The following is a 12,722-nucleotide window of genomic DNA, read 5'->3' as shown; positions in this document are numbered from 1 at the left end:
CGTCACCCTCCGGACACTGCGGACGGTGACGAGGCGCCGGGCACTGTCAGTTCGGCCCGCCCCGAGCCGTCGGCGGGCACGGTCCAGACGGCCGAGGACCGCGCGGTGCGGCCGGGAACGGCGTAGGCGAGAGTGCGGTCGTCCAGCCAGGCCACCTGGTCGTCGACGGACCGGGTCTCGGCCAGTGGCGTCTCGCGCATCGTCCTGAGGTCGAGCACATGCAGCCGCCAGGGTGCCGAGCCGCCGCCGGACACCCGCTTCTTGAAGGCGATGCGGGTGTTGTCGGGGGAGAGCGAGGGGCATTCGACGTTCTCGCGGACGGTGTGCGCGCTCCACTTCTTCATGTCGCCCTCGACCAGGTAGGTCTTTCCCCGGGTGGCCATGGTCGCGAAGAAACGGTTGTCGTCGCGCGCGAAGGTGACGCCCCAGAAGTTCACGTCCGACGAGTGGTACCGCTTGCCGTCGCGGTAGACCTGGATGGTCTCCATGTTCTTGATCAGGTAGCCGGTGCGGGTGTCGAGAATGCCACTGCGGGTCGAGAAGGACGACGAGGAGTAGGAGTCCCCGGTCACGAAGACGGTCCAGGCGACCATCCGACCGGAGGCCGAGACCCTGGCCCTGTTGGGCACGCCGGGAAGCAGGACGCCGCGCTTCTCCTTGAGGTCCCGGTCGAGAATCACCGCCTTTGTCCTGGGCGGGATCCCGGGCCTGGTCGCCAGACAGACCGCCGTGGCGCCTCCGGCGTAGAACCGGTGACAGGGCATGGCGGACTCCTTCGCCTTCCCCCGGCTTCCACCCTTGCCACCAGCCGGCCTGGAGACCGATGCGAGCCTGCCCCGGTCGGTCCGGAAGAACACCGCGGGGCCGTCCCCCAGGGACAGGACGCTCTGCGCGCCGTCGGCCGGCTCGGTGCGATGCGCGCTGTTCACGGCGTGCACGACGCCCAGCGTCGCGAGCAGCACGGTGGCCGCGCCCACGGCGACGAATCTGGCCCGCAGGCTCATGGCAACCATGGGGGTCTTGGTGTGAGTTGGCTCATCGGCGGAGTTCACGGCGTCGGCTCCTGCTGTGTGGGGAGGAGGAAGAGACTGATCGGCAGGGTGAGGGCGAGACCGGCGGCAGCGAGGGCGAGGGCCGGCTGGGTGCCCCAGGTCGTCCAGGCCGCGCCGAAGAGCACGGAGGCCAGCAGGCGGCCGACGGCTTGGCCGGTCTGCAGAATGGCCAGCCCGCCCGCCCGCTGGGTTCCCGGCAGGGAGGGCCCCGCCAGGGCCATGAGTACGCCGTCGGTGGCCGCGTAGAAGGTGCCGTGCAGCGCGAGCGCGGCGACGAGTAGCGCCGGGCCGCCGAGTGGGGTGAGCAGCACCGCGTACACGGCCAACAGGGCTGTGTGGCCCAGGAGATAGAGCCCTCGTCGGCCGTGCCGGTCCGCGATTCTGCCGAACGGTACGGCGAGCGTCAGATACACCAGGGCGGTGCCGAGCGGCAGCAGGGGAAGGTAGCCGGCGGTAAAGTCGAGGCGGCTCTGCAGAAGCAGGAAGATGAAGCCGTCCCCGACGGTGACCAGGCCGAGCGCCGAAGCGGTGATCAGCATCCGGCGGAAGCCCGGCTCGCGCACCAGACCCACGGTGTCCCGCAGCCTCGGCGCGGCGGCCTCGCGGTCCGAGGTCTCGCGGTGCCCGGGGACGAACGCGAGCAGGATGACCACGCCCAGGACGCCGAAGCAGAAGCTGACGACGAAGACGCTCTCGTACGAGTCCATGGTCGCCCACAGCAGGGCGAACGCGGCAAGTGGCCCCAGGAGAGCGCCGGTTGTGTCCATCGCGCGATGCACGCCGAAGGCGCGGCCGAGGTCGCGCGGGTCGCAGCTGAGCGTGATGAGCGCGTCCCGGGGGCCGGTGCGAATGCCCTTGCCCACCCGGTCGGCGGCCAGGGCGGTGGAGAGGGCGGGGGCCGAGGTGCCCGCGAAGAGCAGGCCGAGCTTGCAGAGCGCAGAGAGGGCGTAGCCCGCACCGGCGACCGCCCTGTACCGCTGCCTGCGGTCGGCGATGTGCCCTCCGGCGAGCCGTACGAACGCGCTGATCCCGTTGTGGATGCCGTCGAGAAAGCCGAACTGGAGGGGGCTCAGCCCCAGGCCGAGGACGAAGTAGAGAGGCATCACCGCGGTGACCATCTCGGAGGAGATGTCACTGACGAGGCTGACCGCACCCAGCGCGACGACCGTCCCTGCCACTCCTTTGCGGGCGGTGCCCGGTCTGGGTGACCGGCCGCTCGCCGGGCCGTCGGGCACGTCCGTGGATCTGCTGGAGGCGAGATACATAGGGGCTCCGCGGCCGTGGGGGGCTGGTAGGGCAGGGCACAGCTGCGCCCGGGGAGTAGGGGAACGGAAGGCTCGACTGTTAGGAACCTTTCCTTATATTTGACTGCGCTTGTCGTGCCTCGCGCAAGAGGTGCGACAGGAGGCGTGGCGGGAGTTGTGACGGGATGCGCGTCGGGCGCCGGGCTGGGAGGTGGGGTGCCTTAACGAGCGGCGAACGAGGTGACAAGTAACCTGCCAGTAGCTTTCGGATCGAAGGCGCCCCGTATGCGCGCATGTCAGAGGGACCCCGGCCGTGGCCGGGGTCCCTCTGAGGTTCTGGGGTCGGGCTACGCGGCGGCCGGCTCGGGGTCTGGCTCCTGCGGGACGGGCTGGGCGAGCTGAAGCCGGCGGCCCATATTTAGCCGTACCTCGCCGTAAGGCTGGATGTGCATCCAGAACAGCGGGGTCAGGGCGCGTTTGTCCTCGTCGGTCAGGAGGTCTGCCCACTCGTCGTAGTTGTCCTCGTCCTCGCGGCCGGGCCGGTACAGCGTGACCTTGTTGATCTGCTTGATGCGCGGCAGCAGGTCGTAGCCCAGGAGCCGGGTGAGTCCGAACCCGATTTCCGACTGGCCGCGCGAATCGACGTAGTTGCCCTCGGCCTGCATGGTGGTGGCGTGCCGCATCATGCCCTCGATCGCGGCGGCGACCTCCGAGGCGGTGCAGTTCAGAAGCTGGCTGTGAATGGCCATCGAACCCTTTTCGATGTGCCAGTACACGAGCACGCCGCGGCCTCCGTACCGGGAGTGCCACTCGGTGAGGATGTTGCGGTCCCAGGCTTTGAAGTGCGTGGAGTCCGAAGCTGCGGTGGTGGTGCCCTGGCCCCAGATCGCTTCGGAGCGGGCCGCGAAGGTGGCATTCGCTATCTCGACGCCGGCGGCCTTCAGCCCGACGGCGGTCAGATAGCGGCGGGCCGTGTAGCGCGGCTCTTCCTCGGTGTGCTTGTGCTCGCCGGACGCGACGGAGCTGATCGCTGAGTTGGTGCCGTAGGCGTACGCGATCAGGAGCAGGCGTTCCAGGAGCTTCGCCTCGTCGATCGCCTCCCGGGTGCCGGCCGGGGCGAGGGCCTTGAGCATCCCGGTGCGCAGGGCGGCCTCTTTCAGGATGTCGATCAGGGCGACGGTGCCCCACTTCTTGCGGATCGCCTTCCTGAGCTTGCGCAGGTTCTTCGGCTCTTTCTGCGGCTCGGGCTCGGTGAACTTGATCGCGCGGACACCGTGTCGGCGTACCTGGCCAGCTCCCCGCCCCCATGGGTGAGCACGTATCGCCATCCGTCGTCGCCGCCAGGGCGGGCCGGGCCGTCCGCGGGCAGCTGACCTCGGCGAGAGAGCGCTGAGGTCGGGACAGTTACGACCTCGGGGGCAATAGTGCGCGGGCTCCCGGCGTCCTGTGACTCCGCCTCCGGCGTTGTCGTCGGTCGACGACGCTCCATTGCCCCCGAGGTCGTTACCGCTCCCGGACGGTGTAGGTCAGGTGCGTCACCCTTGGGGAGGGCTCCGCGCGGACCGGCTCCAGGGCCACGCGGCCCGCGTCCACGCCCTCGAACAGGCGGATTCCGGAGCCGAACAGCACGGGTGACAGCGCGATCGAGAATTCGTCGATCAGGCCCGCGTTCACGTACTCCAAGATCGTCGCGCCGCCGCCCGCGATGCGGACGTCGCGGTCGCCGGCGGCCTCGCGGGCCTGGTCGAGCGCGGTCTCGATGCCGTCGTTGACGAAGTGGAAGGTGGTCCCGCCGGGCCGCTCCCAGGGGGCACGCTTCTCGTGCGTCACGACGAACACCGGCGTGTGGAACGGCGCCTCCTCCGGCCACATCTTCTCGCCGGCGTCGAACATGCGCTTACCCATCACGCTCGCGCCGGTGCGCTCGAACGTCTCCCGCGCGATGTCGTTGTCGCGCCCTTCCTCGCCGCCCTCGCCGAGCTTCAGGTTCTCCCGGAAGAACCGCAGCGGGAAGATCCACTGCTGCAGTTCCATCCACTGCTGCCCCATCAAGTCCTCGGAGGACTCGGGCGCGATGAACCCGTCCAGCGACATCGACACGCTGAAGAACACCTTCCCGGCCATCAGCCCTCCGCTCCCTTCCGAACGATCCCGGTGACGTAGGCCGCCAGGTTGCTCAGGGTCTGCCGGCCGCCCTCGATCGCGTGGTACTTCTCGACCGCCTCGTCGCGCAGCTCCTTGGTGGGGAACAGCGTGCGCATCTCGATCCGGGTCACCGCGCCGTCGGGCGCGAACGTGAGGACCGACTCGAAGGCGTTCGGGTCGCCGCGGGACTCACCGTGGAGCAACGCGATCCGCTCCGGCGGGGCGATCTCGGTCCAGGAGATCCACTCCTGGTAGTCCGTCCCATCCGGTCCGTGCATCACGAAGTCCCACTCCCCGCCGACGCGGAACTCGAACGCCCGCGTGGTGGTGGTGAACCCCTCCGGTCCCCACCACCGTGACAGGTGCCGCACCTCGGTGAACGCCTCGAACACCAGCTCCCGTGGGGCGCTGATGGCCCGGGAGATCACGATTTCGCGGTCGGCCGTCGCTGACTGCGCCGGCGCCTCCCGTCCTGTCGCTGCCATCGGTCACTCCTCCTGTTTCGCCTGCTTGAGGTCCTGCACGTACTCGTCCAGCCGGTCGAAGCTCTCGTTCCAGAACCGCTCGAACCCGCCGGTCCACTCGTGGACCGGTCGCAGCCCGCGGGCGTCAAGGCCGTACAAGCGCTGCTTGCCTGCCTTGCGGTCCCGCACCAGCCCGACCTCCCGGAGCACCCGCAGGTGTTTGGACGCCCCCGGCTGGGTCATCCCCAACTCCTGGGCCAACTCGGTCACCGGCCGCTCACCCGCCCGCAGCAGCAGCAGGATCTCCCGGCGCTGCGGCTCGGCGATCGCGTTGAAGACGTCCGACGTCGTCGCTGCTCGTGCCATGGGTTCCATCATATTCCGATATAGGTATGCGTCAAGCCGGAGGAATCAGGCGGGTCTTGTCGGATAACGATCGTGGCCCTTGTCGGCGGCTGCGGAAACCGGGCGATGGCAGGCCCTGCAGGCATCACGGTAAGAACTACATCGTGCGCACGTACTTCCGTGGGCCTGTCAAGTACACGTTGCGCTGCGGCACCAGCACGTGGGGTTGGAAACACATAAAGGCGGGGCATGGCTGGAACAACACGATGAATAGGAAGATCAGTGCCGCCATATGGTCCGGCAAGCCCAACGGAGGTGGGTTCTCGATCTGGACCGCTTCGTGCCCAAGTCGCGAGAAGTTCCGCACCAAGCTCGGAACGCCCGCCGGAATCAACGACCTGCGGACCGCTTACCAGGTCACGAGCCTCGCCACCGCCATGTGTTAGCGACTAACTTGGGATACTCGTAGACGAGGTGAGAGGTGCATATGGCGGCTCACACGCCAGCTGAGCGCGCCCTGGCTCGCTCATACACCACCGGTGATGGCGCGATCAGGTTCAACGTTACCGACCTGACTGTAGACCACCAACCGGACCGCAGCGTCACGTTGACCTACCGGCTCATCATCGAGCGGAAGGGTTACGCCGACGAGTGCTGGGTGTTCACACTGCCATGGGGCGACAAGTCCTTTGTGGACGTGTTCACCTCGTCCGCCCCTGATCCTGAGCGTCTTCGCCAACTGGTTGAGCTGGTGAGTGGCCTTTTGGAAGAGTGGTGGGATACCAAAGGGTACAACCGGCGGTCGGCGAAGATGGGACGCCGATGCTCCTGAGCTGTCTCTACGGGCTGTAAGAGGTCGGGTCGCCCGGGGGTGAGAATCCCCCGGGCCCCCCCCCCCCCCCCCCCCCCCCCCCCCCCCGACTGTTTTTGAGTTACGACCTCGGGGGCAATAGGGCGTGGATCAGCGAGTCGCAGGACGTCGGGAGCCCGCGCACTATTGCCCCCGAGGTCGTTAGCTCAGGGGTAGTTGACGAGATCCTGTCCGATCGGAAGATCGGGCAGGATCTTCGTCGTTTCCGGGGCGTGTTCGATGCAGTGACGGCGGCCACCGTAGGTTGGCTCTCGCAAGATTTCCGTGACGAAGTGACAGACCGTCATCGCAGTGGGATCGTCCGGAGTATGTGACCGAACTCCTGGACATCGTGTTCCCGCATCTGGCGTCGGTGCTGGTGGAAGCCGTGCGCGTGGAGCGCGGGGTGGTGCGGGTCACCGCACGGACGCTGGAGCGAATGGCGCTGCCGTGCCTGGACTGCGGCACGTTGAGCGGACGGGTGCACAGTCGCTACCAGCGTCACATCGCGGATACCCCGCTCGGCGATCGCACTGTGATGATCGACCTGTCGGTCCGGCGGCTGTTCTGCGACGCGCCAACGTGCCCACGCCGTACGCTTGTCGAACCTCATGGAGCTGTCCAAGCAGCTGGAGGCCGACGGCGTCGACCTGTTCGTGCTCGACCAGGGCATCGACACCTCCACCGCGATCGGCCGCATGTTCTTCCAGATCCTCGGCGCCATCGCCGAGTTCGAGCGCGCCCTGATGTCCGAGCGCACCATGGACGGCCTGGCCGCCGCCCGCGCCCGCGGACGTACCGGAGGACAGAAGCCCAAGCTCGGCCTCCGCCGGGTGCAGCTGGCGCAGGCGATGCACGAGGAAACAGATGACAAGGGCCGCAGCCGCTACACCGTGGCGCAAATCGCCGAAGAGTTCGGCGTCTCCCGGCCCACCATCTACCGCCACCTCGGCCAGCAGATCCCCAGCCAGCCAGCCGGAGTGCAGGGGACTACGGACACCCGTGCAGCCGACTTCGGAAACTGACAGCGCGCATCACGTACATCGACTACAAGGACACCGACCTGCTGCGGAAATTCATCTCGGACCGGGGGAAGATCCGCAGCCGCCGGGTGACCCGGGTCGGCGCGCAGCAGCAGCGGCGGTTGGCCCGCGCGATCAAGAACGCCCGGGAGATGGCCCTGCTGCCGTATTCGTCGCGATGAGACTCCGCGGAACTCGCGCCCTGTCTCGGGGGGTTTCGCCCAGCAGCGTCCGGCGGAACTCGGCGACCAGCGGCCTGAGATCGACCCGGTGCCACACGGCCGGCGCCGGGCTCCCGGCCCTGGTCCTCGCCGGGATACTGGTGGCGTACAACGCCGCTTCCCTCGACCGGGTGGCGTGGCTGCTCCGCCACTGAACGCCCGGCCCCGCGCCGCCCCTTTTCGCCCCGAGCCCGGACTGGCCCGTGTCGGTGTTGGGCCGAACGGGTGAGACGGGTGAGAATGGCTCAATGCAGACACAGTGTGCGGGCCAGGTGGTCCGGTGAGCAGGTACGACGCCACCGACGAGCAGTGGGCCGGGCTCGCCCAGGTCGTGCCGCTGCGCGGCCGGGACCAGTGGCCGTCGCAGGTCGATCACCGCACGATGCCTCAGGAGTACGGCTCCGAGCAACGGCGCATGATCGTGCTGCGCGTCCAGGTCTTCGCCGACGCACGTGAGGTCGCGGAGTACCTCGTCGCGCAGATTCCGGTGCTGCTCGATCTGACCGCCGCCGACAGCGATGTGGCGAAACGAATCCTGGACTTCAGCAGCGGCGTCGTCTTCGGCCTCGGCAGCGGGATGCACCGGGTCGACCGCAATGTCTTCCTGCTGGCTCCGGAGGGCATGGAGGTCGAAGGGGCCGAGGCCGCCGCCGTCCCCCGATCGTAGGAAGATCCACCGGGCGGAACGATTCGCCACCACCGGCCCTGGCTACCCTCCGGCCATGACTGTGCTTCCCCGGGCGACCGCCCCCATCCCCGCGGCCGGACCCCACCGGCCGCCCACCGTCGTCGAACTCAGGCTGTCCGCCTTCAAGTCGCACCGCGGGACAGCCGTCCCGCTCGGCCCGGTCACCCTCATCGCCGGGGCCAGTGGCAGCGGCAAGTCGAGTGTCCTCCAGGTGTACGAGGCCCTGGCCCGGCTGGGCGGCGGCGCCGAACTGGCCGAGGCCTTCCCCCGGCCGACGGAGTGCGTGCCCGAACGGGCGGCGCCGGATGCCCAGGGGCGACGCGGTTTCCGGATCGGCTGCACCGTGGACGGGCCCGTGGGACCCGTCCGGCTCGACCTCGCCGTGCAGGTGGAGCCGGAGCTGCGGATCGCCGGTGAGCGGTTGACGTGCGACGGGCGGACGCTGCTGACCACCGCGCTGCGCGATCCGGCGCGGCGCTCCGTGCAGGCGGCCTGGCACACAGGGGGAGCCGCGCCGGTGACTCGTGCGCCCCTGCCCGACGACCGGCTGGGCACCGCGCTGTTGCCGCTGCGCGTCGCGGGCCGGACGCCGGGCCAGCTGCATGTGCTGGCGGCGGCCGAGCAGATGATTCTCGCGTTGCGGTCGGTGTTCGCATGCGACCCGAGGCCGCCGCGGATGCGAGAGCCGGTGCCGACGGGGGAGGGGCGGCTGCGGACCGGCTGCGACAATCTCGCGGAGGTGCTGTGGCGCACGCGCAGCCAGTGCGCGAGGCGCCATGCGCGACTGACCGCCATGGTGCGCGCCGGATGCGCGGGGCCGGTGGCCGAGCTGACCGTCGAGGAGCTGACCGACGGCACGGTACGGGCGGTGCTGGCCCGCGGTGAACGCTGGTCCACGCCCGTCGAGCGGCTGGGGGACGGGGAGTTGCGCTACCTGGCACTCGCCCTGGTGCTGCTGACCGGGCCCGGAGTGCTGGCCATGGACACCGTCGCCGAGGTACCTCCGGCGATGCAGGCGCTCACCGTCCTGGCGGACGGCTTCGACCGGTCCCTGGACGTCACACAGTCGCGGGAGCTGCTGGCCCTCGCCGCGGACATCTGTGGGGAGAGGCACATGCGGCTGGTGGGGGCGGTCTCGGATGCGCCGTACGCGCGCGGAGTGGACGGGGTGACGGTGGTAGACCTGGGGGCGTGACGGAACTGGATGTGCAGGGACTGCAGCGCAGGCTGGCCGAGTTCGCGACGGCGCGGGGGTGGGAGCCGTACCACACGCCGAAGAACCTCGCGGTGGCGCTGAGCGTGGAGGCGTCCGAACTGGTCGAGATCTTCCAGTGGTTGACGCCGGAGGAGTCGGCGCGGGTGATGGAGGATTCGCGCTCCGCGCACAGGGTGGCGGACGAGGCCGCGGACGTTCTGGCGTATCTCCTGCAGTTCTGTGAGGTGTTGGGGGTCGATGTGCTTGCGGCGCTGGCAGCCAAGATCGACCGGAACGAACACCGTTTCCCGGTGCCGGAATCCAAGAATCGTCACTCTTCGGAGTGAGTGACATATCCACAACTGTCGATTAGTGCACAGATTTCGCCATAGCCCTGGCTTTCCGGGCCCTGGAACCTCACTCTGGGTAGTGGACAGGAGAACGTAAGAAAGAAGCGGGCCATCGTAGGGACGGGGGCGGTGTATGGACGCGATGCGGCTCATCAAGGTCAGTCGGCATGCACTGGCGGAGAGCCGGGCGGCGCTGGACATCCTGGCGGAGGCGTGGCAGGCACAGACACTGGCGCAGGCGATCGGCGGCCGACTGGCACTGACCGGGCCGCCGGAGCTGAGAGGCGAGGCCCGGGGGCTGAGTGAGGTGGGTGGGCGGGGCTCCGGGGTGCTGGACAGTGCGGTGCTGCGAGCGAGCGAGCTGTGCTTTACCGGCGGGGTCCCTCCCTGCTCCCGCCCGCGCGCCGCGCAGCTGTCCGAAGTGGCGGACGTGCATGAGGCGTTGACCGGTTTGGCCGGGCTGCTCGGCGAGGTGGGGATAGCGCTCGTCGGGGTCGCGTGCGCCACCGACGAGGAGGCGCTCTACTGGCAGTGCATCGAAGGGATCGACGCCGCCGACGAGTCGAGCGACCGGGTGCGCGGGATGCTGCGTCGGCTCACGGTGCGGGAGCAGGGCAGGACGCGGAGCGCCGATCGGGACCCGGCGGCGGAGCCGTCATGACCTGGCTCTCCTCGGACGGTCCGTCAGGCGGACCGGTCGGCTCCGTCCGGGCAGCCGATCACCTCGGGCAGATTCGGTCACCGGGAGGGGCCGTACGGACGGGGAGGAGGTGTGCGAATGGTGAGCGTGACGAAATTTCACCCGACCGAGCAGGTGGGGGCCTGGTGAGGGAGGTGGGGTAGGCGGCAGTTCGACGGTGCAGGATGGCGGCATGGATCTTCGAATCTTCACCGAGCCCCAGCAAGGGGCGAGCTACGACACCCTGCTGACCGTGGCCAAAGCCACCGAGGACCTCGGCTTCGACGCCTTCTACCGCTCCGACCACTATCTGCGGATGGGGTCGGGCGACGGCCTGCCGGGACCGACCGATGCCTGGATCACCCTGGCCGGCCTCGCCCGCGAGACCAAGAGGATCCGGCTGGGCACCCTGATGACCGCGGGCACCTTCCGGCTGCCGGGCGTACTGGCCATCCAGGTGGCGCAGGTCGACCAGATGTCGGGCGGGCGGGTCGAGCTCGGTCTGGGGGCGGGCTGGTTCGATGACGAGCACCGGGCGTACGGCATTCCGTTCCCGAAAGAGAAGTTCGGCCGGCTCGAGGAGCAGCTGGCGATCGTCACCGGCCTGTGGGCGACGAAGGTCGGTGAGAAGTTCAACTATGACGGGACGTACTACCAGCTGACCAACTCGCCTGCCTTGCCCAAGCCCGCCCAGTCCAAGGTACCGGTCCTGATCGGCGGACACGGCGCGAGCCGTACGCCGCGACTGGCCGCGCAGTACGCCGACGAGTTCAATATCCCGTTCGCCTCGCTGGAGGACAGCGAGAAGCAGTTCGGCCGGGTGCGGGCCGCAGCCGAGAAGGCCGGGCGCAAGGCGGACGACCTGGTGTACTCCAACGCGCTGGTGGCGTGCGTGGGCAAGGACGACGCGGAGGTGGCGCGCCGGGCGGCTGTCATCGGAAGGGAGGTGGCGGAGCTGAAGGCGAACGGGCTGGCGGGCTCCCCCGCGGAGGTGGTGGACAAGATCGGCCGGTACGGCGCGCTCGGCGCCTCCCGGATCTACCTCCAGATGCTGGATCTGGACGACCTCGACCACCTTGAGCTGATCTCCTCGCAGGTCCAGTCCCAGCTGAGCTGACGCAAGCTGACGCGTCTGCGGGGCAGCGGCGCAGGAAGAGCTGGAAAGAGCAAAGGAGTCACTGTGAAGCCGGTGCGTTCGATGGCTGCCGCCCTCGCCGAGGGGCCGGTTGTCCTCGACGGCGGTCTGTCGAACCAACTGGAGGCGCAGGGCTGTGATCTTTCCGACGCGCTCTGGTCGGCGCGGCTCCTCGCCGATGCCCCGCAGCAGATCGCGGCGGCGCACGCGTCGTATGTACGGGCGGGCGCACAGGTGCTGATCACCGCCAGCTACCAGGCGACCTTCGAAGGCTTCGCGCGGCGGGGTGTCGCGCCGCGCGAAGCGGCGAAGTTGATGGCACGCAGCGTAAAACTGGCACGCGCCGCAGGGGAGTTCACCGAGCGGGAGGTGTGGGTGGCGGCCTCGGTCGGGCCGTACGGGGCGATGCTCGCCGACGGCAGCGAGTACCGCGGGCGGTACGGGCTGTCCGTGCGGGAGCTGGAGCGCTTCCATCGGCCCCGGATCGAGGCCCTGGTCGCGGCGGAGCCCGACGTGCTCGCGCTGGAGACGGTGCCGGACACCGACGAGGCGGAGGCGCTGCTGCGGGCAGTGGCCGGGTGCGGGGTGCCCGTCTGGCTCTCGTACAGCATCGACGGGGACCGTACCCGCGCTGGTCAGCGACTGGACGCGGCCTTCGAGCTCGCCGCTAGGAACGAGCAGGTGATCGCCGTGGGGGTCAACTGCTGCGAACCGCACGACGCGGACCGGGCCGTGGAGCGCGCCGCTTCGATGACCGGCAAGCCGGTCGTCATCTACCCGAACAGCGGGGAGAAGTGGGACGCGGAGGGCCGGAGATGGCGGGGTGGGCGTACCTATGATCCGGAGCGGGTGAGGGAGTGGCAGGCGGACGGGGCACGGCTGGTCGGCGGCTGCTGCCGGATCGGGCCGGGGCGGATCGCGGAGCTGGCCGGACTGCTGCGGCCGGAAGCGGGGTGACTCCGGCGGCACCCACCCCTCTCCTCCGCCGCTACGCTCTGCGCCACGTGCACAGGAGCAGGGGGAAAACATGGCCGGGGATCGTGACGCTGACGGTGTGGTCGTCTACTGGCGGCCCGGCTGCCCGTACCGCATGAAGCTGCGGCTGAGGCTGCGCCTCGCGCGGCTGCGGCGCACCGAGGTGAACATCTGGAAGCACCCCGGGGCCGCGGCGTACGTCCGCTCGGTCGCGGACGGGAACGAGACGGTGCCCACGGTGACCGTGGCCGGACGGGCGATGGTGAACCCGTCGATGCGGCAGCTGCGGCAGGAGGTCCGGAAACACGCGCCGCACCTGCTGCGCGAAGCCCCCTGAGCCCCGGCCGCCAGGAAGCG

General features: G+C 69.4%; 16 protein-coding genes and 1 pseudogene. 11 read left to right on the top strand and 6 right to left on the bottom strand.

Annotated elements, in window-relative coordinates:
• Positions 1-2 precede the first annotated feature (2 nt).
• The 6 genes from QMK30_RS28400 to QMK30_RS28375 form a co-directional block, all read right to left on the bottom strand.
• Positions 3-1,052 (bottom strand): TolB-like translocation protein, encoded by a 1,050-nt coding sequence (locus QMK30_RS28400; protein ID WP_283521187.1) that lies wholly within the window; start codon positions 1,050-1,052, stop codon positions 3-5.
• On the bottom strand, positions 1,049-2,317 hold the full coding sequence (locus QMK30_RS28395; RefSeq protein WP_283521186.1) for an MFS transporter: 1,269 nt from the start codon (positions 2,315-2,317) through the stop codon (positions 1,049-1,051). The genes QMK30_RS28400 and QMK30_RS28395 overlap by 4 nt, the downstream gene beginning before the upstream one ends.
• 326 nt (positions 2,318-2,643) lie before the next feature.
• Positions 2,644-3,624, bottom strand: coding sequence for a Tn3 family transposase (locus QMK30_RS28390; protein WP_283521185.1), 981 nt, complete (start codon positions 3,622-3,624; stop codon positions 2,644-2,646).
• 175 nt (positions 3,625-3,799) lie between these two features.
• On the bottom strand, positions 3,800-4,420 hold the full coding sequence (locus tag QMK30_RS28385) for a dihydrofolate reductase family protein (RefSeq protein ID WP_283521184.1): 621 nt from the start codon (positions 4,418-4,420) through the stop codon (positions 3,800-3,802).
• A complete protein-coding gene (locus QMK30_RS28380; protein WP_283521183.1) occupies positions 4,420-4,926 on the bottom strand; it encodes an SRPBCC family protein in 507 nt (168 codons plus the stop codon). The genes QMK30_RS28385 and QMK30_RS28380 overlap by 1 nt, the downstream gene beginning before the upstream one ends.
• 3 nt (positions 4,927-4,929) lie before the next feature.
• The gene (locus tag QMK30_RS28375; protein ID WP_283521182.1) at positions 4,930-5,271 is read right to left on the bottom strand and encodes an ArsR/SmtB family transcription factor; all 342 of its coding nucleotides are present in this window, start codon (positions 5,269-5,271) and stop codon (positions 4,930-4,932) included.
• Positions 5,272-5,737: 466 nt separating this feature from the next.
• Here QMK30_RS28375 and QMK30_RS28370 point away from each other — a divergent pair, with 466 nt between their 5' ends.
• The 11 genes and pseudogenes from QMK30_RS28370 to QMK30_RS28320 all read left to right on the top strand — a co-directional run bounded on the left by QMK30_RS28370 (position 5,738) and on the right by QMK30_RS28320 (position 12,702).
• Complete coding sequence (locus QMK30_RS28370) at positions 5,738-6,082, top strand: hypothetical protein (RefSeq protein WP_283521181.1); 345 nt, start codon at positions 5,738-5,740, stop codon at positions 6,080-6,082.
• Positions 6,083-6,539: 457 nt separating this feature from the next.
• Positions 6,540-6,665: pseudogene (locus tag QMK30_RS28365) on the top strand (transposase family protein); the annotation flags it as partial.
• A gap of 34 nt (positions 6,666-6,699) precedes the next feature.
• The gene (locus QMK30_RS28360) at positions 6,700-7,125 is read left to right on the top strand and encodes a recombinase family protein (RefSeq protein ID WP_283521180.1); all 426 of its coding nucleotides are present in this window, start codon (positions 6,700-6,702) and stop codon (positions 7,123-7,125) included.
• Positions 7,122-7,304 carry a 30S ribosomal protein S18 gene (gene rpsR, locus QMK30_RS28355; protein ID WP_283521207.1) on the top strand — a complete coding sequence of 61 codons (183 nt, stop codon included), beginning with the start codon at positions 7,122-7,124 and terminating at the stop codon, positions 7,302-7,304. Before QMK30_RS28360 ends, rpsR begins: the two co-directional genes overlap by 4 nt.
• A gap of 319 nt (positions 7,305-7,623) precedes the next feature.
• Positions 7,624-8,010 carry a cell division protein SepF gene (locus tag QMK30_RS28350; protein WP_283521179.1) on the top strand — a complete coding sequence of 129 codons (387 nt, stop codon included), beginning with the start codon at positions 7,624-7,626 and terminating at the stop codon, positions 8,008-8,010.
• 55 nt (positions 8,011-8,065) lie between these two features.
• A complete protein-coding gene (locus QMK30_RS28345) occupies positions 8,066-9,226 on the top strand; it encodes an AAA family ATPase (protein WP_283521178.1) in 1,161 nt (386 codons plus the stop codon).
• The gene (locus QMK30_RS28340) at positions 9,223-9,573 is read left to right on the top strand and encodes a nucleotide pyrophosphohydrolase (protein WP_283521177.1); all 351 of its coding nucleotides are present in this window, start codon (positions 9,223-9,225) and stop codon (positions 9,571-9,573) included. Before QMK30_RS28345 ends, QMK30_RS28340 begins: the two co-directional genes overlap by 4 nt.
• 136 nt (positions 9,574-9,709) lie before the next feature.
• The gene (locus tag QMK30_RS28335) at positions 9,710-10,237 is read left to right on the top strand and encodes a DUF6099 family protein (protein ID WP_283521176.1); all 528 of its coding nucleotides are present in this window, start codon (positions 9,710-9,712) and stop codon (positions 10,235-10,237) included.
• A 211-nt stretch (positions 10,238-10,448) separates the two neighbouring features.
• Positions 10,449-11,372 carry an LLM class F420-dependent oxidoreductase gene (locus QMK30_RS28330; protein WP_283521175.1) on the top strand — a complete coding sequence of 308 codons (924 nt, stop codon included), beginning with the start codon at positions 10,449-10,451 and terminating at the stop codon, positions 11,370-11,372.
• A gap of 63 nt (positions 11,373-11,435) precedes the next feature.
• Positions 11,436-12,347 carry a homocysteine S-methyltransferase gene (gene mmuM, locus QMK30_RS28325; protein WP_283521174.1) on the top strand — a complete coding sequence of 304 codons (912 nt, stop codon included), beginning with the start codon at positions 11,436-11,438 and terminating at the stop codon, positions 12,345-12,347.
• Positions 12,348-12,417: 70 nt separating this feature from the next.
• Complete coding sequence (locus QMK30_RS28320) at positions 12,418-12,702, top strand: glutaredoxin domain-containing protein (RefSeq protein WP_283521173.1); 285 nt, start codon at positions 12,418-12,420, stop codon at positions 12,700-12,702.
• Positions 12,703-12,722: the final 20 nt, after the last annotated feature.

The organism is Streptomyces sp. H27-C3 (assembly GCF_030063415.1).
Lineage (GTDB): Bacteria > Actinomycetota > Actinomycetes > Streptomycetales > Streptomycetaceae > Streptomyces.
The sequence above is the reverse complement of the archived record's forward strand: the minus strand, read 5'-3'. Positions and strand labels throughout refer to the sequence as shown.

Bases quoted from the DNA above. Each gene is read 5' to 3' on its own strand.
- QMK30_RS28395 (WP_283521186.1), bottom strand. From the start codon at position 2,317: ATGTATCTCGCCTCCAGCAGATCCACGGACGTGCCCGACGGCCCGGCG.
- QMK30_RS28390 (WP_283521185.1), bottom strand. From the start codon at position 3,624: ATGGCGATACGTGCTCACCCATGGGGGCGGGGAGCTGGCCAGGTACGC.
- QMK30_RS28385 (WP_283521184.1), bottom strand. From the start codon at position 4,420: ATGGCCGGGAAGGTGTTCTTCAGCGTGTCGATGTCGCTGGACGGGTTC.
- QMK30_RS28380 (WP_283521183.1), bottom strand. From the start codon at position 4,926: ATGGCAGCGACAGGACGGGAGGCGCCGGCGCAGTCAGCGACGGCCGAC.
- QMK30_RS28375 (WP_283521182.1), bottom strand. From the start codon at position 5,271: ATGGCACGAGCAGCGACGACGTCGGACGTCTTCAACGCGATCGCCGAG.
- QMK30_RS28370 (WP_283521181.1), top strand. From the start codon at position 5,738: ATGGCGGCTCACACGCCAGCTGAGCGCGCCCTGGCTCGCTCATACACC.
- QMK30_RS28345 (WP_283521178.1), top strand. From the start codon at position 8,066: ATGACTGTGCTTCCCCGGGCGACCGCCCCCATCCCCGCGGCCGGACCC.
- QMK30_RS28335 (WP_283521176.1), top strand. From the start codon at position 9,710: ATGGACGCGATGCGGCTCATCAAGGTCAGTCGGCATGCACTGGCGGAG.
- QMK30_RS28330 (WP_283521175.1), top strand. From the start codon at position 10,449: ATGGATCTTCGAATCTTCACCGAGCCCCAGCAAGGGGCGAGCTACGAC.
- QMK30_RS28320 (WP_283521173.1), top strand. From the start codon at position 12,418: ATGGCCGGGGATCGTGACGCTGACGGTGTGGTCGTCTACTGGCGGCCC.